General features: G+C 74.0%; 16 protein-coding genes and 1 pseudogene. 8 read left to right on the top strand and 9 right to left on the bottom strand.

All coding sequences use genetic code 11. From position 1 onward, the window contains the following. Positions 1–26: 26 nt before the first annotated feature. Entirely contained in the window at positions 27–1082 is a 1056-nt protein-coding gene (locus tag ACIQCH_RS00390; protein ID WP_402576315.1) for a magnesium and cobalt transport protein CorA, read from the bottom strand. A 378-nt stretch (positions 1083–1460) separates the two neighbouring features. Here ACIQCH_RS00390 and ACIQCH_RS00385 point away from each other — a divergent pair, with 378 nt between their 5' ends. Beyond that, positions 1461–2156: a DUF998 domain-containing protein gene (locus tag ACIQCH_RS00385; RefSeq protein WP_402576313.1), complete on the top strand. Its 696-nt coding sequence runs from the start codon at positions 1461–1463 to the stop codon at positions 2154–2156. Between the two features lie 85 nt (positions 2157–2241). On the opposite strand, the pseudogene ACIQCH_RS00380 reads toward ACIQCH_RS00385, so the two are convergent. From ACIQCH_RS00380 to ACIQCH_RS00370, 3 genes and pseudogenes are all read right to left on the bottom strand, one after another. Further along, positions 2242–2352, bottom strand: a pseudogene (locus ACIQCH_RS00380) (transposase); the annotation flags it as partial. Positions 2353–2369: 17 nt separating this feature from the next. Next, positions 2370–3536 (bottom strand): serine hydrolase domain-containing protein, encoded by a 1167-nt coding sequence (locus ACIQCH_RS00375; RefSeq protein ID WP_402576311.1) that lies wholly within the window; start codon positions 3534–3536, stop codon positions 2370–2372. A 186-nt stretch (positions 3537–3722) separates the two neighbouring features. Continuing rightward, entirely contained in the window at positions 3723–4022 is a 300-nt protein-coding gene (locus ACIQCH_RS00370) for a DUF6247 family protein (protein WP_402576309.1), read from the bottom strand. 221 nt (positions 4023–4243) lie between these two features. Here ACIQCH_RS00370 and ACIQCH_RS00365 point away from each other — a divergent pair, with 221 nt between their 5' ends. After that, on the top strand, positions 4244–5062 hold the full coding sequence (locus ACIQCH_RS00365; RefSeq protein ID WP_402576307.1) for an isocitrate lyase/phosphoenolpyruvate mutase family protein: 819 nt from the start codon (positions 4244–4246) through the stop codon (positions 5060–5062). 153 nt (positions 5063–5215) lie between these two features. On the opposite strand, the gene ACIQCH_RS00360 is transcribed toward ACIQCH_RS00365, so the two are convergent. Together ACIQCH_RS00360 and ACIQCH_RS00355 are read right to left on the bottom strand one after the other, a co-directional pair. Next, the gene (locus tag ACIQCH_RS00360; RefSeq protein ID WP_402576305.1) at positions 5216–5845 is read right to left on the bottom strand and encodes a class I SAM-dependent methyltransferase; all 630 of its coding nucleotides are present in this window, start codon (positions 5843–5845) and stop codon (positions 5216–5218) included. Between the two features lie 92 nt (positions 5846–5937). Continuing rightward, positions 5938–6345 carry a transglycosylase SLT domain-containing protein gene (locus ACIQCH_RS00355; RefSeq protein ID WP_402576303.1) on the bottom strand — a complete coding sequence of 136 codons (408 nt, stop codon included), beginning with the start codon at positions 6343–6345 and terminating at the stop codon, positions 5938–5940. Positions 6346–6817: 472 nt separating this feature from the next. Here ACIQCH_RS00355 and ACIQCH_RS00350 point away from each other — a divergent pair, with 472 nt between their 5' ends. The 5 genes from ACIQCH_RS00350 to ACIQCH_RS00330 all read left to right on the top strand — a co-directional run bounded on the left by ACIQCH_RS00350 (position 6818) and on the right by ACIQCH_RS00330 (position 13400). Continuing rightward, entirely contained in the window at positions 6818–7249 is a 432-nt protein-coding gene (locus ACIQCH_RS00350; protein WP_402576301.1) for an OsmC family protein, read from the top strand. 298 nt (positions 7250–7547) lie between these two features. Next, positions 7548–8930 (top strand): hypothetical protein, encoded by a 1383-nt coding sequence (locus ACIQCH_RS00345; protein WP_402576299.1) that lies wholly within the window; start codon positions 7548–7550, stop codon positions 8928–8930. Next, positions 8927–10342, top strand: a complete 1416-nt coding sequence (locus tag ACIQCH_RS00340; protein ID WP_402576297.1) for a radical SAM protein — start codon at positions 8927–8929, stop codon at positions 10340–10342. The genes ACIQCH_RS00345 and ACIQCH_RS00340 overlap by 4 nt, the downstream gene beginning before the upstream one ends. Positions 10343–10362: 20 nt before the next feature. Then, positions 10363–12249: a ferritin-like domain-containing protein gene (locus ACIQCH_RS00335; RefSeq protein WP_402576295.1), complete on the top strand. Its 1887-nt coding sequence runs from the start codon at positions 10363–10365 to the stop codon at positions 12247–12249. Further along, positions 12246–13400, top strand: a complete 1155-nt coding sequence (locus tag ACIQCH_RS00330; RefSeq protein ID WP_402576293.1) for a hypothetical protein — start codon at positions 12246–12248, stop codon at positions 13398–13400. Before ACIQCH_RS00335 ends, ACIQCH_RS00330 begins: the two co-directional genes overlap by 4 nt. Before the next feature lie 47 nt (positions 13401–13447). Here the strand turns inward: ACIQCH_RS00330 and ACIQCH_RS00325 are convergent, their stop codons facing one another. Beyond that, positions 13448–13978 carry a MarR family winged helix-turn-helix transcriptional regulator gene (locus ACIQCH_RS00325; RefSeq protein ID WP_402576291.1) on the bottom strand — a complete coding sequence of 177 codons (531 nt, stop codon included), beginning with the start codon at positions 13976–13978 and terminating at the stop codon, positions 13448–13450. 97 nt (positions 13979–14075) lie between these two features. Here ACIQCH_RS00325 and ACIQCH_RS00320 point away from each other — a divergent pair, with 97 nt between their 5' ends. Continuing rightward, a complete protein-coding gene (locus tag ACIQCH_RS00320) occupies positions 14076–15386 on the top strand; it encodes an SgcJ/EcaC family oxidoreductase (RefSeq protein ID WP_402576289.1) in 1311 nt (436 codons plus the stop codon). Positions 15387–15496: 110 nt separating this feature from the next. Here the strand turns inward: ACIQCH_RS00320 and ACIQCH_RS00315 are convergent, their stop codons facing one another. Both ACIQCH_RS00315 and ACIQCH_RS00310 read right to left on the bottom strand, forming a co-directional pair. Further along, a complete protein-coding gene (locus ACIQCH_RS00315; RefSeq protein WP_402576287.1) occupies positions 15497–16660 on the bottom strand; it encodes an aminotransferase class V-fold PLP-dependent enzyme in 1164 nt (387 codons plus the stop codon). Positions 16661–16905: 245 nt separating this feature from the next. Continuing rightward, the gene (locus ACIQCH_RS00310) at positions 16906–17958 is read right to left on the bottom strand and encodes a YncE family protein (protein WP_402576285.1); all 1053 of its coding nucleotides are present in this window, start codon (positions 17956–17958) and stop codon (positions 16906–16908) included. Positions 17959–18062 lie beyond the last annotated feature (104 nt).

The following is an 18062-nucleotide window of genomic DNA, read 5'->3' as shown; positions in this document are numbered from 1 at the left end:
GCCGCACGGGGCCGACACCGCCGTTCTCACGCCGCACGGTCCGGCGGGACGGGCCGGAGGGCGTTGCCCACGTCGTTCGCCCGGGGTGCCGAGTGGCGGTGCCGGCGGCGCAGCCAGACGTACAGCACGAGGCAGGGCAGCACCAGGCCGCAGACGCTGAGGACCAGGAACGCGGTGAAGGTGTTGATGTGGCGGACCAGCCAGGCGAAGTTCTGCCCGAAGAAGCCGACCACGAAGGACAGCGGGAGGAACACGGTCGCGACGATCGTCAGCCGCTCCATCGTGGCGCTCTGCCTGAGGTTGATCTTGTTCTGCTCGACGGAGATCACCGCGATGTTCGCTTCCAGGACGGTGGTCAGGAGGTCGCGCTGGGCGGCGACCTCCTCGTTGACCAGCAGCAAGTGGTCGTGCACGTCGCGGAAGTAGGGCAGGAGCCCGTTCGGCGACCTGCCGGGCAGCAGCCGTCGGGCCAGCACGGCGAGCAGCGGGTGCACGGCCCGGTAGAAGTCGGTGGCCTCACGGCGCAGGGAGTAGATCCGCTCGGTCGGGGCGACCGCCCCGGAGAACACCGTGGCCTCGATCTGTTCGATGTCGCGTTCGAGCTCCGCCACGACGGGGGCGTAGCTGTCGACGACCTGGTCAAGGATCGCCCACAGTGTCGAGCTGCTCCCGGCCCGTAGCAGTTCGGGACGGTGCTCGAGCCGGGCGCGGGCGCCGGTCAGTTCGCTGGCGATGCCCTGGCGGACGGTGATCACGAAGTGCTCGGCCAGGAAGACGCTGATCTCGCCGGTGTCGATCTCCTCGCGCTCGTCGTCGTAGCGTGCGGTGCGCAGGATGATCAGCTCCGTCCCGTCCTCGTACTGCTCGGCCTTCGGCCGCAGGTGGAAGGCCTGGGCGTCCTCGACGGCGAGTTCGTGCAGGCCGAAGCTCTCGCGTACGCGGGCCAGTTCCTCGGGGCCCGGTTCGAACATGCCCAGCCAGACGAATCCGCCCTGCCCGCGGCGGGCGGCGGCCTCCTCGAGCGGCATCGGACCCTGGTGCTGCCGGCGTCCGTCCCGGTAGTGGGCACAGTCGACGATCATGGTCTTCCTCCTGGGCCGACCGCGGACCGGCGGCCGGCAGCGGCGGGACGTGTCCTCTGCGTGCTCCGCACCCGCCCCGGTGAAGGCGGCGGTTCCGCTGACCGTCGCGGCACGCCGGCGCCCGGTCGCCGGGCCGGAGTGGGCCCGTCCCACGCTAGAACGTCCGGCTTCCCGGGAGGCCCGGGCGCGCCGAGCCCCCCGCGACCCACGCGCGCCGGTCGCCCCGGGCGCCCACCGCCGCGGGGCACCGGCCCGCGGTCAGGCGCGGTGGACGGGAGCGGGGGGCGGGGTTCCCCGGTGCGGGTCGGGGTTCGGAGTCAGGGTCGACTCCGGGTGCTGCCGGTGTTGCGGTGGCTCGTGGGGCTCGACCATGGGGCCATGTCGATTTCGGAACGCCACCGCTTCGGTCGCTTTCTCGCGCTCGGGGTCTGGTCCGCCGTGCTCTGCGCCGTGTTCGCGGCTCTGTGGGCGCCTTCGGACACCGATCCGCACCTCAGTGCGTCGTCCCTGACGGTCAGTGACTTCGCGGCCCTGGATCGCGGAGGTCCGATCGAGACGGGAATGGCGGTGCTGGGAGTGGCGTCGTTGGTCCTGCTGACGGCGGCCGGAGCGATACGGCCGGCCGCCGTGCGGGGCGTGCCGTCCGTCCTGCTCGCGGTCTGGGGGCTGGGACTCGTCGTCGCCGCCGTCGTGCCGACGGATCCCCTGACGGCCCAGTTGGGCGGTCCGGCGCTCGTGCACCGTTACGCCTCCGTCGCGGCGTTCACCGCGCTGCCGATCGCCGGGCTGCTCCTGGCACGACGGATCGGCGGCGACCCCCGCGCGGGCGGCGCGGCCCGATGGTTGCGCCTGCTCTCGTGGGCCGCTCTGGGCGGCGCCGCGGTCATGGCCTACTCGGCGGGCCCGGGCGGCCGGGAGCTGATCGGCCTGGTCGAACGCGTACTGCTCGGCTGCGAGGTGGCCGTGCTCGGCGTCGTCGGCCAGTACGTGCAGCGACACGTCCCGCAGCTCGCGTCCCGGCGGAGAACGGAGCCACGTACGCGACCGCGCCGTGCCGCGACGGGCAGCCCCTGATCGACGCCGCCGCCCACCACCCTGTCGCCACCAGCACCGCGGCCGCTGCGGGCGCAACGGCGCCGACCAGGAACCGGTCGACCTGCCGTTTGAGCTGCTTGTTTCCTCTCCCGGAGGGTTGCTCTCCTCGGACCGAGGAGCCCGAGCTGCGGGTTGCCGGGGCAAGGCCGGCCTAGGCGGCGAGGTGGGCGACGGACGGTCCCGGCCGGGTCGTCAGGGGCACAGGGCCGTGTCGACGAGCCGTTCGGCTCGTTTCAGGGGCGCCTCGTCGACCGGCCGCGCGGTCACCGCGATCGCGGCCGCGCGGCCGTCCTCCGTGACACCGCCCCGGGTCTCGTATCCCGGAATGCTGCCCCCGTGGCCCCAGTAGAGGCCGCCGCACGAGAGCGGCCTGCTCGCGATGCCCAGTCCGTACCGCGCGCCGGGACCGAAGGTGTCCTCCGCCGGGACGGTGGTGCGCATCTGGGCCAGTTGGGCCGCGGGCAGCAGACGGCCGCCCAGGAGTGCGGTGAAGAAGCGGTTGAGGTCGGAGTTGGTGGAGACCAGCTGGCCGGCCGCCCAGCCCCATGAGGGGTCCACTTCGGTGATGTCCTTCAGTGGGCCGCCCGCCGACTCCTGGTAGTAGCCGTGTGGATGGGGCTCGCGGATGCTCGTTTCGCCGGGCGCGGGGAAGTACGTGTGCCGCAGTCCCAGGGGCCGGATCACGCGCTGCTCCAGTTCCCTGGCGAAGGGCCGGCCCGTGACCTTCTGCACGATCAGCCCGGCCAGCACGTAGTTCGTGTTGCTGTACTCCCACTTCGTGCCCGGCCGGAAGTGGCCCTCGTGCTGCAGGGCGATGTCGACCAGGTCGCGCGGCTCGTAGTACCTCGGCTGCAGGTCGTACTCGGTGTAGTTGGGCAGCCCGCTGGTGTGTTGGAGGAGCTGACGGACCGTGATGCGGCGTCCGTCGATGCGCTTCCCGCGGACCAGCCCCGGGAGGTAGGTCTCGATCGGGGCGTCCAGGCCGACCTTCCCCTCCGCGACCAGTTGCAGCACGACCACCGCGGTGAACGTCTTGGTGTTGCTGCCGACCCGCACCTGTCCGTCCCGGGGCACCTTCGAGCCGGTGGCGATCTCGCCGACGCCCGCGGTGTACGTACGGGCACGGCCGTCGCGCCCCGTGACGGTCGCCAGCGCGGCCGGCAGGCCGTCCGCGCGCACCAGGGAGTCGAGTCCCCGCTGCACGGTGTCCGGCCGGGCGGCGGCCGCGGGCGGTGCCAGTGCCCCCAGCGTCAGCGCGCCGGCGGCCACCGCGGCCGCGGCCGCGACCACCGTGCGCCTACGGCCGGTCCGTCGGCCGGTCGGACGCCACCAAGGCCCGGTCCGCACGTGCTCGCGCATGGGTCAACTCCTCTGGATCGACTGGGAATGCGGCGGAGTGTTCCGCCGCGTCCAGCATGCGCGGGGAGGAGCCGTGGGGGCGATCGCGCCTGCCCCCGGAGAGGGGGTGGGGGTAGCCCCCGGGGAGGGGGAGGGTTGGCCCCGGGGAGGGACGGACCAGAGCGGTCAGGCGGCGCAGCGGTTCGGTCACCGGCGCGGGCCGAGGACGTCGGCGAGGTCCACGTAGCCGGTCTCGTCGCGGCCCGACTCCAGGTACGCGTCCACGGCCGGGGCCGCGGCGAGGCGCTGCTGCCACGCGCGTACGACGTCGTGGAGCGGGGCGAGGCTGTAGCTGTGGCGGGAGTCCTCGGCGGCCTTGGCCCAGTCCCGCTCGAAAGCGGGCAGCCACACCTCGGCACGGCGGTCCTCGCGCAGCCGGGCCCGTAGGTGGGCGGCCGCCGCGGGGGCCGGCGGCGGTGCGGGGGCTTCCTCGGGCTGCGCGCTCACGCTCTCCTCCTGCAAGACGTCCTACCGCCACGGTAGCGGCGCGCGCCGCTGTCGGGAGAGGGGTTCGACGCTCACGGACCCTCGCCCGGAGCGGGCCGGTTGACGGTCCGGCAAGACCCGTCCGCCCACCGACCAGGCCGGGCCGGGCCGGGACCGACCGGGTGACGTCGAGGTCGGATTCCTGCCGGACAGGAGCCTCGGGTCGTTGGTTGGCTGACCGCATGACCACAGCGCACACGGACAAGGCCGTCCTCTTCCGCTCCCTCCACGACTCCGCGCGGCCCCTCGCGCTCGCCAACGCCTGGGACGTTGCGAGTGCCCGGGTCATCGAGACCACGGGGGCGCCCGCAATCGCCACCACCAGCTCCGGGATCGCCTGGTCGCTCGGCCATCCGGACGGGGAAGCCCTCTCTCCCCACCGGGTGCCGGAGCTGATCGCCCGCATCGTCGCGGCGGTCGACGTACCGGTCACCGCCGACATCGAGGGCGGGTACGCACGGGACGCGGCCGGAGTCGCCGACACCGTCACGCGCGTGCTGGAAGCCGGTGCCGTGGGCGTGAACATCGAGGACGGCAGCCGCCCGACGACCGAACTCAGGGCGCGGTTGACGGCCGCCCGGGCTGCGGCGGACCGAGCGGGCGTACCCCTCTTTGTCAACGCCCGTACGGACACGTACCTGTTCGGCCTCGGCGACCCCGCCACCCGACTGCAGGACACCCTGGAGCGGGCACGCGGGTACGTGGACGCGGGCGCCGACGGCATCTTCGTCCCCGGTGTCACCGACCCCGCCGCCATCGCGGAACTGGCCGCGGGCATCCCCGTACCACTGAACGTCATGGCCGTACCCGGAATGCCGGACGTCGCCGGGCTGGGCGCCCTCGGCGTCGCCCGCGTCAGCCTCGGCGCGGGCGTCGCCCAGGCCGCGTACACCGCCACCCGCCACGCCGCGCAGAACCTGTACGGCACCGGCTCCTACCACCCGCTGGCCGGCGCCATCCCCTTCCCCGAGCTCGACGGCCTGTTCCCCGGGCCGCGCTGAGGGCGGGTCCGGCACACGACGGAGCACGCCCTCAGGAATCGGCGCTCCCGCGTGGCGGCCGGGAAGGTGCCCTCGGGCCGGGACTTCGCAGGTGGGCGCGACGTTCCCGACGGCGGGACGGGTACCGGCCCGCGCCGGCCGTACGCACGTTCCCTAGGGACGGCGGGCCATCAAGTGGGCGTCGAGGAAGCCGCGTTCGGAGGCCGGGTCGTGGAGCAGCCGGGCGAACGGGACGAGCCCGGCCCCGGTCAGCAACTCGGCGAACGAGTCCACCGGCCAGCTGTAGGCGGGCGTCACCTTGTGGTCGAAGCGGATCGGTTCGGGGCCGTCGGTCGCGAAGAACGAGACGAGGAGCAGGCCGCCCGGGGCCAGGACGCGCACCTGCTCTGCGAGCAGGGCGGGCAGTGCCGCGGGCGGGGTGTGGATCATGGAGTAGTGGGCCAGGACGCCGCCGAGCGTGCCGTCCTCGACCGGCAGGGCCTCCATCCGCCCCTCCTCGAACCGCAAGGCCGGGTGGGCCCGCCGTGCGTGGTCGACCATGGCCGGGGAGAGGTCGAGCCCGAAGGCGTCCAGCCCGAGGTCGTGCAGCATGGCCGTCAGGTGGCCGGGCCCGCACCCCACGTCGGCGGTCCGCAGCGTGAGCGTCGCGCGTACCAGTTCGGCGAAGGTGGCGAGCATGGCGCGGGCGAACGGTCGCGTCTCCAGACGGTCGGCGAACATCGACGCGTACAGCTCGGCCATGCCGTCGTAGGCGATCCTGGTCTCGTCCTGGTGTTCCGCCACGCCGCAGACGCTAACACCCGCGCGTGCTCACAGCCCGGGGCGGTGGGCGATCGATTCCGTCGGCCTCGGCACCGGTGGTGCCGGCTGGTGGCTTAGTACCAGTGGTTGGCCTGCCAGAAGTTCCAGGCGCCGACCGGGGAGCCGTAGCGGGAGTTCATGTAGTCCAGGCCCCACTTGATCTGGGTGGCCGGGTTGGTCTTCCAGTCCGCGCCGGCGGAGGACATCTTCGAGGCCGGCAGGGCCTGGACCAGGCCGTAGGCGCCGGAGGAGGCGTTGGTGGCGGTGTAGTCCCAGCCGCTCTCGTGCTCGACGATGTTGCTGAAGGCCGCGAACTGCGCCGGGTCCTTGATCATCTGCTGGGCGATCGCCTTGGCGCTCGTCGGGGCGGCGGCCTGCGCCGGCACGGTGGCGAGCAGGGAACCGGCGGCGGCAAGGCCGACCACGGTGCCCGCGAGGGTCTTCTTGGAGGTGGCGATGCGGCGGATGATGGCGTAGGACACGTAGAACCTTCCGAAGACAACAAGGACGGTCGCACACACACCCAGAAGGCGTGCGAGAGCCACTCACACGAGGGAGAGGGGATCGTCGGCGAGGCGGGGCCGAACCCCGGCCGCCCTGCGACAACACCAGTTAGCCAGGCCCCCGACCCCGAGGCAACGACCCCACCTACTACCCCGCACCGGAACACGAGCCGTCCGACCCGCTCCGGCCTAGGCGAAAGAACCGCAGGTGGGGCACGCATGAGGGACGGACGCACGGAGAGCCGCAGGTCTACTACCGCCCCTCGGATGTGACCTGGGTCCTGTGGGCCGCCTCACCGCCCCCACCCCGGAAACTCACCCTCCGTGACCGCACACACCCCCTCAGGTGTATGCCCTGAGTCACTCCGGCCCCCGAATCCAAGGACACGGCGGCCACAGGGGCGGGGATTCCGGGTCCTTGCGCGGCGGCTCCCGTCGCTACTGTCGGGGGATGACCACTGATTCCCTGCGCTCCGTCACCGTCGAGCGGACCGGACCGGGCCGGTTCACCGCGACCAACTCCCGCGGCGACACCCTCACCTTCGCCACCGGCTCGGCCGGCGGCTTCAGCCCCGTCGAGCTCTTCCTCGCCGCGATCGGGGGCTGTTCCGCGGCGGACGTGGACGTCGCCACCACGCGCCACGCCGAGCCGAGCGTCTTCTCCGTCACCGTCGAGGGCCACAAGGTCCAGGACGAGGGCGGCAACCTCATGACCGACCTGGAGGTCGCCTTCACCGTCGGCTTCCCCGACGGCGAGGGCGGCGACCGGGCCCGGGCGATCCTGCCCCGCGCCGTGAAGACCTCCCACGACAAGCTCTGCACGGTCAGCCGCACGGTGGAGGCCGGGACACCGGTCGCCGTGGAGGTCGTCGACGGGGACTGAGCCGGCGGGAGGCGGGCGCGGCCACCGCAACCGAACGTGCGCGGACCCCGCACCGAACGCGCGCCCGCCCCCACACCGGGGCGGGCCGGCGCGCGGGCCGGAGCGGGGCGGTCCGGCGCCCGCCCACCGGCGCCCCCGAGGGGCACCGGCGACGACGACGCCGTGTCACGCGTGACACAGGGTGACGAATCTCGTACGTTCGATCACGTCCCGTTACGCTACCGCACGGGGTGGACCGCGCTCCGGGGTCGGCCGCACACCGCCGCCCCGCCGGCGGCACGCCCGCCAGGAGGTGCCGGTGATCGACCGCATCTGGCTTCAACCACCCCTCGCCATCGCCCGGTTGGGCTCCTCGCCGGTGCCCTGCGACAACTACCGCTACGGACCGAGCGACCTGACCCCGCGCGGTACGGGCAAGACCACCGCGGAGCCGGTGGAGAGCCTCGACCTCGCCGCCGACGGCACCCTCACCACCCGCACGCCGCAGAAGGTCCTGTTCAAGGACGCGGACGGCTGGCGGCCGGTGTGCCCGTTCTTCGAGGTGCACGGCAGTTGGACCACCGCCGAGGGCGAGACCCGCACGGGGGTCCTCACCGCCGACGTCCTCGCCGCCTTCGGGCTGGGCCTCGGCGACGTGCGCTGGCAGGTCTCCGTCGCCAACCTCAAGGCGCACCACCTCACCCAGGAGCCGGACGACCGCGTCGAGGCCGAGGTCGAGGTCCGGGGCGACGACCACCAGCGCCACCCGCTCTCCGGGCACTCCCCGCAGGGCGCCGCCCAGCCGCTCGTCCCGACCGGCGCGTCCGTCCCGCTCGGCTCGGTCCAGGTACCCGCACCGAACGCCGAACTCCCCGAACTGCGGCTGCGGTTCACGCCGGGGAAGGGGTTCGTGTACGGGCCGACGAACCTGGCCGAGCTCGCCGCGAACACCGCGTACCAGCTCCCACCCGAGCGGCTCGTCCTCAATCCCGAGGCGTCGTGGTGCACGTGGCGGCTCAGTGACATCAGTGACGACGAGCGGACCTCGCCCCCCGGCCTCTTCGCGGGGGCGGAGCGTCAGATCCAGGCGAGCCTGGGCATGGTCGACGACGTCTGCGACGGCACGGTCACCGTGACCCTGCCGGGCGGCCTGACCGCCACCGCCCGCATCGTCGCCAGCCCACCCGACTTCGCACCGGACCGCAGGCCCTTCGTCTCCCTCGCGGACGGACTCGCCGACCGGGTCAAGCGGGCCGAGGTGAGCGATCCCGCCTACGTCGCCGACGAGGGACGGACCGCGCTCGAGATCCGCGATCTCTTCGAACGGATCCTCGAGACGATGGGGAACATGAACGTGGACGTGCAGAACCAGCGCGTCCTCGACACCTACGACGGGGTCGCGTGGACGGTTCCCGAGCCGCTGACCGGCGTCATCCTCGCGCTCACCGACCGCGGCCGCCGGCGGCACCGCCGCTTCGTGGCGCTCGAGGCACTGGAAGACATGGTGCGTGAGCAACCCGACCTGCTCGATCGCGTGGTGCGGCCGCCCGCCGAAGACCTCCCGCCCAGCTACACCGACCGCCGCATGCCGATCGGGATGCGGGGTGCCGACGCCGGGCCGCTGCACCTGACCCGGCGGCAGTACGACCTGCTGACCGCTTGGGCCCAGGGCCTGCGCGAGCGGACGGAGCCGGGCACGTGAGCGTACTGCTCCAGATCGGGCGGCGGCCCCCGGACCTGCCGGCCCAGGCCGCCGGCCGGCTCCTGGACGGGCCCGGAGCACAGGTGCGGGTCGTCCGGAGTGCGCACGGGGCCCATCTCTTCGTCGTCGACGGCAGCCGCCTCTACGACCTGCCCGACGCGCTGGCGGTCCGGCTGGAGGAGTGGCTCTCCGCCCCGGAGGGCTCCCTCGAAGAGCTGGCCCGCGAGCTGGACCTCCCGCTGTGGGGGACGCCGCGGATCGACGGCTCTCCCGCCGCACCGCCCCCGCTGTCCTCGATCTCCCTCAACGTGATGCAGGCCTGCAACCTGAGCTGCGGTCACTGCTACGCCGACGAGGGCCGGTTCGGGGGCACCGCCCGGGCGATGCCGCGGTCCACCGCGTTCGCGGCGGTGGACCGGCTGCTCGCCGAGGCCGCTCCGGGCTCGGACGTCGTCGTGGGCTTCATGGGCGGCGAGCCGCTGCTCGCCCGCGACCTGGTGCACGAGGTGGTCCGGTACGGCGTCCGGGCCGGGGCCGCCACCGGCCACCGGGTCCGCTTCTCCCTCACCACCAACCTGACGACCGTACGGCCCGACGACGCCGCGCTGTTCGCCGAGCACCCGTTCACCGTCACGGTCAGCCTGGACGGGGACCGCGCCGGCCACGACGCGCTGCGCAGGGCGCCGGGCGGGGCCAGCGCGTACGACCGGCTGCGGGCGGGGCTCGACACGCTCGCCCGCCACGGCCGCCCCCGGCACCTCTCCGCACGCGTCAGCGTCACTCCGCACACCGGCAGACTGCTGGACGTCCTCGAGCACGGCATCGCGCTGGGCTTCGACGAGGTCGGCTTCGGGGCCGTGGTGAGCGCCCCCGATGCCGCGTACGAGATCACCGCCGAGGCGTTCGCCGGCTTCCTCGACCAGATGACCGCATGTGGCGAGCGGGCCCTGGCGGAGCTTTCGGCCGGACGCGCCTACCCGTTCGGCAACTTCCAGACCGCCATGGAGCAACTGCACCGGGGGGCCCACCGCCCCTACCCGTGCGGGGCCGGTGCGGGGTATCTCAGCGCGTCCGCGGACGGGGACCTGTACGCCTGCCACCGGCTGGTCGACGACCCCGCCTTCGCCATGGGGTCGCTGGCCGCGGGACCCGACGCCGTCGCCCGACGACGGCACCTGGCCGAGCGCCACGTGGACCGGCAGGAGCCCTGCCGGTCCTGCTGGGCCCGATACCTGTGCGGCGGCGGCTGCTACCACGAGGTCAGCCGGCGGGGCCGGCCCGGCTGCGACTACATCCGCGGCTGGCTGGCCTTCTGCCTCCGCGCCTACGTCGAACTCGGCCAGGCCGCGCCCGGGTTCTTCGAGCGGCGGTCCGCGGCGTCCCCGTTCACGAGCAGTGCCAGCACCGTCTGAAGGCCCGAAGGAGCCCGTCCATGCCCGACCTGCCGACTCCCGCGGGGAAGATCCTCCCGCGCAACCTCACCGCCCGGGCGGACCACGTCGTACGCGGCAACCCCGCCAACACCCGCCCGGAGAGCGGGGTCGACAACTGTTTCCCGGGGCTCGAGTTCGACCAGCGCAACCTCGACAAGGCCTTCTTCCCCGGGATGCTCTTCGACTTCCACCGCTACAACGGTTCGCGGGCGCTGGAGGTCACCGGCGGGGTCGCCGCCGCCGAAGGGCTGACCACGGCGGACCTGACCGGCGACAACCAGGTCTTCATCGGGGCCCTGTGCGGGCGGACCCGGGTCGACCAGACCGACGCCCACCTGGAGCCGGTCGACTGCCGGGAACGCGGCGGCCTGGACGTCTGGCGTCAGGTGCACGACCTGCTGCCCGGCCGGATCGCCGTGCTCCTGCTCGGGCGCCAGACGTCCGTCGCCACGCTCGGAGCCGCCGCGGTCGGCAACCTCAACGCGCTGCGCATGCGCGGCGAGAGCTTCGTCCGCCGTGCCCCGGACGGCCGGTTCCAGCTGGCCGTGCTGGTCTCTGACCGGGCCCGTTACCTGGACGAGAACGGGGTCATCGACCCGGAGGCCTACCAGCCCGGAGACCTCACCCGCAGCCTGTGCGCCCCCTGGCAGTACGACTTCCGCGACTGCGGTTGCTTCTACTGGGCCGCGTCGAAACCCGACGTCGCCAGCAACGCCGACGAGAGCATCCCGCAGATGAACTACCTGCGCGCGGACCGCACACCGGTCCCGGACCTCGACACGGACGCGCGGGACCTCGGCGGTCCGCGCAGGCGGCTGGAGTTCGGGTACGCCCGGATGATCAGCGACTGGAGCGTGCTGCCCGTGGTGCTCAACGGCCGTGAGGACGACGGCATCGGCAACCCGGCGCCGCCCGACGTCCCGCTGCTGGACCGTGCGACCGTGATCAGCAAGCTCAAGGGACTGGCGACCGTCGAGCACGCCCTGAGCGTGGAGTACCTGTACGCGCACTACACGCTCAACGCGCCCAGGGAGCTGCCGGAGTCGGCGAGCCGGCTGATGCGGCGGATCCACGCAGCGGCCTTCGAGGTGTTCGAGGTCGCGGTCGACGAGATGCGGCACCTGCGCTGGGTCAACGAGGCCCTCGGAACCCTGGGCGAGGCGCCCGTCGTCGGGCGGGCGGCGGAGATCGTGCGCGACACGGTCCATCCCTTCGAGCTCCGCCCGATGACCCCCGCGCAACTGCAGTGGTTCATCGACGTGGAGGCCCCCAGCCAGCAGGTGGGGACCGGCCTCGACGGCATGTACGTCCAGCTTCACCGGAGCATCGTCAAGCAGCCGGACGTGTTCCCCGAGGCCGACAGGTTGGCCCATCTGATCAAGCTCGTCATCGACGAGGGCGAGGAGCACTTCCGTCGTTTCACCGCGGTGAAGCAGCACTTGGCGGGCCTCGATCCCCTCGTGTACCTGCGCCCGCTGCGGCGGCCCGGCGCCCAGGACCAGCTGGGCCGGACGCTGCTCGACCTCAGCGACCGGTACTACGCGGCGTTGCTCGGTACCCTCCGGGCCACCTTCGCACTCGGCGACCAGGCCGGTGGTCTGCTGATCGGCCAGGCCCGGGTCACGATGGAGAACCTCCACGAGATCAACCACCTCCTCGCGTCCCGCGGCATCGCGCCCCGCTTCACCCTGCCGCCGGCCTTCGGGCCGGACGCGGGCGGGATGCCGCCGGAGCTCGCCAACGGCCAGGCCACCAGGGAAGCGGCCGTCGCGGCGATCCAGGCCCTCAGCGCCATTCGCGAACTCGACGGAGACCTGCGGGACATGGCGAACAGTCAGCAGATCGAGACCGCAGCCCTGTTGGATGTGCTGGACCTCCAGGCATGAGGGGCCCCGTCGAGATCGGCGGGGCGGGACTGGCCGAGCTGACCTGCGCCCGGCTGCTGGCCGGGCTAGGGCACCGGGTCCGACTGCCGCCGCCCGGGCCGGGCACGGGAGGTCAGGGTGCGGCAGGGCAGGGTGCGGCAGGGCCGGGCACGACGGGGCCGCGGCCGCTGCTGCTCACCGGGCCGGCCCTGGAACTGCTGGACTCCCTGTGGGGTCCGGGACTCCTCGACGGGACCTGGGAGGTGACGCACCGCCAGGTGCGCTGGGGCGAAGGGCCGCCGGCCCGGTTCACGCAGCCCGGCCGGGTGGTGGACGGGGTCGACGTGGCCCTCCGCATGCGGGAGCGGCTGGCGGAGCACGACACGGAACCGAGTCCGGCGGATCCGGAGGAGGACCCGCCCGGCTGGGTGGTGGCCGCCCGCGCGGACCGGTCGCCGGTGGGCTCCTCGACGAGCCGCACGCCGACCGACGGCGAGCCGGCCGGGCCACCCGCCGAGCCGGCCGTCCCGCCCCCGGTCCCGTCCCCCGTTCCGGTGTGCGCCCCGGAGCCCGTACGGGTCGCCGGGCGCCGCCGGTTGCTGGCCGGGACGGCCCCGCTGCGCGCCGGCGCCGACGAGCGCACCGCCGTCCTCGGCACCGCCGAAGGGGGCTGGGCGCACCTCACCCCGCTGGGGTGCGGCGCCGCGCTCGTGCAGGCGATGGTGCCCGGTCCGGCCGGGGACCCCGTCGCCCTGCTGGCCCGCCTGGCCGCCGAGACCGGCCTCGGTGCGCTCCTGCGCCGCCCGCCCCGGTCCGCCGTCGCCGTGCCGGCCGCCCCGCAGCTGCACCCGTCCCCCGCGACGGCGCCCGTCGGGGACGTCCCGGGCCGCCTGATCGTGGGGGCCGGAGCCATCCGGTACGACCCCCTCAGCGGCACCGGAACCGCGCAGGCCCTGCGTACCGGCATCCTCGCCGCGGCCGTCGTCGACGCGGCCGCGCGCGGAACCGCCCCGCCGAGCGCGCTGTGCGCGCACTACGCCGCCCGGTTGCGCGCCGCGTACGCCGAACACCAGCGCACCTGCGCCCGGTTGTACGGGAGCGCCTTCCCCGGGCCCGCCTGGTCGGACGAACTCGACGCCGCCCGGGCGTGCGCCGCGCCCGGACGGCGGTGACCTGAACCGGGCCCGCTCCCCCGCCCGGCGGGGCGGCGGACCGGCCGCTACCGCCGGTCGGGGTCCTCGCCGTGGTCGCCGAGGGTGAGGAGCACGCGGCGCAGCAGGCCGGCGAGCTGGTCGCGTTCGGCGGTGGTGAGCCCGGCGAGCTGGCGTTCCTCGCCGGCGAGGTGGTGCTCGACGAGGCGGTGGGTCAGTTCCCGGCCGGCGTCGGTCAGGGAGATCAGCACGCGGCGCCGGTGGGCGGGGTCGACGGCCCGGTCGACGAGGCCCTTCCCCACGAGGTGGTCGATGCGGTTGGTGAGGGCCGCGGAGCTGACCATCGCGGCGGAGCTCAGCTCGCCGGCGGTGAGGACGTGCCCGGGGCCGGAGCGCAGCAGGGTGGCCAGGACGTCGAACTCCCAGGGCTCGATCCCGTGGACGGTCAGGTTCTCCTTGATCCCGCGTTCCAGCAGGCGCGAGGCACGGGAGAGGCGGCCGATCACGGCCATGGGAGAGGTGTCCAGGTCGGGGCGGACCGCGCGCCACTGTGCGGTGATGCGGTCGACGCCGTCGCGCTGCGGCTGCTGCTCTGTCATGCCCCGAGCCTAACATCTCGACATGGAAATGTTTGACATCGGCGACCCATGCGATCTACGGTTTCGACATCGAACTTTTCGACATAGGGGGATTGTCATGAGGGTTCTGCTCACCGGCGCCACGGGCTACATCGGTTCCGCCGTCACCGACCACCTCGCCGCCGCCGGCCACCAGGTCGTCGCACTCACCCGGAGCTCCGCGCCGCAGCCCGGCCGGGGCTGGCACGCCCAGGTGGTCGGCGACACCGCCGACCCGGCCTCGCTGGCCGACGCGGTGACACCGGAGATCGAAGCCGTGATCCACCTGGCTCCCCCGAGCGGCGACGCCGACGTGGACACCGCCGTCGTCGAGGCGCTCGCCGCTCCGCTGCGCGGCACCGGCCGCCCGTTCGTCTACACCAGCGGCGTCTGGGTGCTCGGCGCCACCGGCGAGGACCAGGAGGTCGGCGAGGGGGCCCCGACCGACCCGATCGACATCGTCGGCTACCGCCCGCGGATCGAGCAGCGGGTGCTGGCCGAGGTCGCCGAGGGCGTGCGCGCGGTCGTCGTCCGGCCCGGCATCGTGTACGGGCGTGGCGGCGGCATCCCCGCCATCCTGGTCGACCGGGCCCGCGAGCAGGGGGTGCCGGAGCACTACGGCGAGGAGGGCGTGCGCTGGCCGACCGTCCACGTGGACGACCTGGCCGAGCTGTTCGTGGCCGCCGTCGAGCGGGCCGAGGCCGGGACCGTGTGGCACGGCGTCGGCGAGCCGGCCGTACCGGTCCGCGACATCGCCCGGGCCGCCGGCCGCGCCGCCGGGGTGCTCGCGGCCCCGCAGGCGGTGCCCGTCGCGCAGGCCGCCGAGGTCTTCGGCCCGCTCTTCGCGGACGCGCTCGCCCTCGACCAGAGCGTCAGCGGCGCCGCCGCCCGCACCGCCCTCGGCTGGCGGCCGGTCCGGCCGGGCGTCGTGGCCGAGCTGGTGTCGGGCTCGTACCGGCCGGTCGAGGTGTTCGGCGCCCCCGACGGCCCGGAGACGGACGCCGAGGTGGCCGCGATCCGCCTCCTGGTCGCCGAGGTCGAGCACGCCCAGCAGAACGAGCTGGTCGACCGGTTCCTGGGCGTCTTCCGCCGGCAGGACCCGGTGTGGACCACCGGCCACGGCAAGCGGCTGTCGGGCTTCGAGGAGATCGACACCTTCACCCGGAAGGTGCTGCCCGGCGCGATGATCGAGTCCACCGCCGTCTACGACGTCGAGCGCGTGCTGTTCCTGCGGCCCGACGTCGCCGCGGTGAACGTCCGCCAGCGGCCGGTCCACCACGACGGCAGCCGGATCGCCGACCGGCCCGAGGGCCGCCCGTTCTACGTCCTGGTCAAGGAGGACGGCGCCTGGCGCGTCGGCGCCGCGCAGAACACCGTCGCGGTCGACTGACCCCGTACCCCGCGCCCCCGCCCCCGCCGGCGCGGGGGCGCGGCCGCCGGGGCGTGCGGGCCCGCACGGGGGTCGGGGTCCGCACGCCCCGTCCGCGGATCGACCGCGGATCAACCGCGGGGCCGCGCGAGGGCGCCGTCGAGGACGTCGAAGAGTCGCTCGACGTCCCGGCGGGTGGTGTGGAGATGAGGGCTGATGCGGATCGACGTGCCGCGGGCCCCCACGAACACGTCCGCCTCCGCCAGCTCCGCCACCACGCGCCCCCGCAGTTCTTCGGGGACGGTGATGCCCAGCATGTGCGGTCCGCGCGGGACGGGGGTGGGCAGCGCCCGTTCGCGGGCCTCGGCGGCGATGAGGGCGGTGACGGCCGCCAGGGCTTCGGCGACGGCGGGAACGGTCCAGGCCGACAGCTGCCGCAGGGCGGCGGTGGCCATCGGGGTGAGTTCGAACGCGGTCCGGCCGCCCGCGTCGAAGCGGCGGGCGCCGGGCTGGTAGTCCGCGCGGTAGTCGACCAGCCGGGCGAAGTCCTCGGAGCCCGCGCGCAGGATCCAGTTCTCCTCCAACGGCCGCCCCTGCTGGTGCTCGGGAGCCGCGTAGAGATAGCCGAGCCCGAAGGGTCCCAGGAGCCACTTGTAGCCGACGCTCACGACGAAGTCGGGGCGGAGCACGCGCGTGTCGAGCGGCATGGCTCCGGCCGACTGGCTCGCGTCGACGACCAACGCGGCCCCGGCCGCCCGGGCGGCCCGGGCGACCGGTTCCAGCTCGAGCAGGGCCCCGTCGGTCCAGTGGACCTGCGGTACCGAGACCACGGCCACGGTCTCGTCCAGGGCTCCGAGGACCGCCTCGGTCCACGTCCGGCCGCCGTCCCGCCGGACGGTGAGGAGCGAGGCCCCGGTCCGTTCGGCGAACCGCCACCAGGTGTAGATGCCGGAGGGGTACTCGCCGTCGAGGACCAGGACGCGGCTTCCGACGGGCGCGGTGAGGTTGGCGGCGGCGACCGCGAGGCCGTAGCTGGTCGCCGGGACCAGGGCGATGTCGTCGGCGGTCGCCCCGATCAGCCCGGCGAAGAGCGCCCTGCGCTCCTCCGCCCCGTCGAACCAGTCGGCGGCCCGGATGCGCCACGGCTGGGCGCGCCTGCGCAGGGCAGCGTCGCCCGCGTCGCGGGCGGCCCGCAGGGTGGGTGCGAGGGACGCGGTGTTGAAGTAGGCGACGTGGTCGGGAATGTCGAAGAGGTCCCGACCGGCACCGAACGTCGTGTGGCTGTCGCTCGTCATGATGGATCCCCCGGACGTCGTCGGACCGACTCGTCCCCACCGTGCCAGCACACGGTCCCGCGAGGGCCGCGACCGCACCGGGGAGCCGCACGGAGCCGACGCAGGATCACCCGTCGTGCCGCCCCGGCCGACGCCCCGGAGCGGCTACGCACCGCACGAGGGGCGCCAGGTCAGGTGCGGGAAGAGGTCCCGCCACTCACCGCCCTGCCCCGTCGGACCGGGCGGACGGTCGGGCGGTCGAGCGGTCAGGCGGGGCGCGGGACGTAGGCCAGGCCGTGGGCGCCGGGTTCGCCGAGCTTGGCGATGTCCAGCCGGGCCAGCCGCTCCAGCGTTTCCAGGTCGACGACGTCGACGGTCGAGGAGACGACGCAGGACACGTAGCCGAGCCGGCCGTCGGAAGAGGAGGTGATGGTCAGCGGGAAGAGTCCGACCTCGACCTGGCCGAGCTGCTTGCGGGTGTCGGCGCAGAACACGGTGAGGCGGCCCGGGGCGTGGCGTCCGAGCTGCGCCCCCGGGTCGGCCGTCATGCGCAGCTCGCCCGCGAGGAGCCTGCCCGTCGACGTCAGGTGCACCGGCAGGATGACGTTCTCCGTGGGCAGGGTGTCCACGACGGACGCCGTCCGGGGGTCGACGACGCGGATTCCGGGGGCCGGCCGCCCCTCGGCGCCGGCGGAGAAGTTGCCGTACGGCGCGGCGACGAAGGCGTGGGCGCCGTCGGCGGACACGGCGAGCCCCTCGCTCCCCGGGACCTCGACCTTGGCGGTGAGGACGCCCCGTTCGAGGTCCACGACGGACACGAACGGCGCTTCCTTGTTGGTGGCGTAGCCCGTCCGCCCGGCCGGGTCGATCGCGAACCAGTGCGGGCCGGGTGCGTCCGTGTCGATCCGGCCGAGGGGCCGGCGGGTCGCCGTGTCGATCACCACGACCCCGCCGGGCCGGTCCTGCCCGGCCTCCACGCTGACGTAGAGCCGCCCGCGCGCCGTGTCCAGCGCCAGCCCGTGCGGTCCGTGTTCCGGGGCGAGGTCGACGACCTCGACGATGCGGCGGCTGTCGGGATCGATGACGGCCAGCTCGGTGCGCCGGCCGCCGTTCGCGTGGTAGTAGCCCGAGTGGTACGTCAGGGTGCACCACAGCAGTCGCTGCGTCGGGTCGTAGCACAACTCGTGCGGCTCGGCGGGGACCTGCACCACGCCGAGGTGCCGGTCGGAGGCGGCGTCGAAGAACGAGACCGTCGGTCCGCTCTGACTGACGACGGCGAGTACGTCGCCCTCTCGACCGGTACGGGGGGACTGCTGCACAGCGGCTCCTTGAACGGGGCGAAGCGGGAATGCCACGCGTCTTCGCGGGCGTCTCCACTCTCCGGTGCCGGCGACTGCGGCAGCAATGCAAAGATGGGCAACCA

Source organism: Streptomyces sp. NPDC093225 (assembly GCF_044753805.1).
Lineage (GTDB): Bacteria > Actinomycetota > Actinomycetes > Streptomycetales > Streptomycetaceae > Streptomyces.
Note: the sequence above shows the minus strand (reverse complement) of the source record. Positions and strands in the feature narration are given on the sequence as shown.

What these genes read in the sequence shown, in the direction of transcription:
- ACIQCH_RS00390 (WP_402576315.1), bottom strand. Translation starts at nt 1,082, where the DNA reads ATGATCGTCGACTGTGCCCACTACCGGGACGGACGCCGGCAGCACCAG.
- ACIQCH_RS00385 (WP_402576313.1), top strand. Translation starts at nt 1,461, where the DNA reads ATGTCGATTTCGGAACGCCACCGCTTCGGTCGCTTTCTCGCGCTCGGG.
- ACIQCH_RS00375 (WP_402576311.1), bottom strand. Translation starts at nt 3,536, where the DNA reads ATGCGCGAGCACGTGCGGACCGGGCCTTGGTGGCGTCCGACCGGCCGA.
- ACIQCH_RS00365 (WP_402576307.1), top strand. Translation starts at nt 4,244, where the DNA reads ATGACCACAGCGCACACGGACAAGGCCGTCCTCTTCCGCTCCCTCCAC.
- ACIQCH_RS00350 (WP_402576301.1), top strand. Translation starts at nt 6,818, where the DNA reads ATGACCACTGATTCCCTGCGCTCCGTCACCGTCGAGCGGACCGGACCG.
- ACIQCH_RS00335 (WP_402576295.1), top strand. Translation starts at nt 10,363, where the DNA reads ATGCCCGACCTGCCGACTCCCGCGGGGAAGATCCTCCCGCGCAACCTC.
- ACIQCH_RS00330 (WP_402576293.1), top strand. Translation starts at nt 12,246, where the DNA reads ATGAGGGGCCCCGTCGAGATCGGCGGGGCGGGACTGGCCGAGCTGACC.
- ACIQCH_RS00325 (WP_402576291.1), bottom strand. Translation starts at nt 13,978, where the DNA reads ATGACAGAGCAGCAGCCGCAGCGCGACGGCGTCGACCGCATCACCGCA.
- ACIQCH_RS00320 (WP_402576289.1), top strand. Translation starts at nt 14,076, where the DNA reads ATGAGGGTTCTGCTCACCGGCGCCACGGGCTACATCGGTTCCGCCGTC.
- ACIQCH_RS00315 (WP_402576287.1), bottom strand. Translation starts at nt 16,660, where the DNA reads ATGACGAGCGACAGCCACACGACGTTCGGTGCCGGTCGGGACCTCTTC.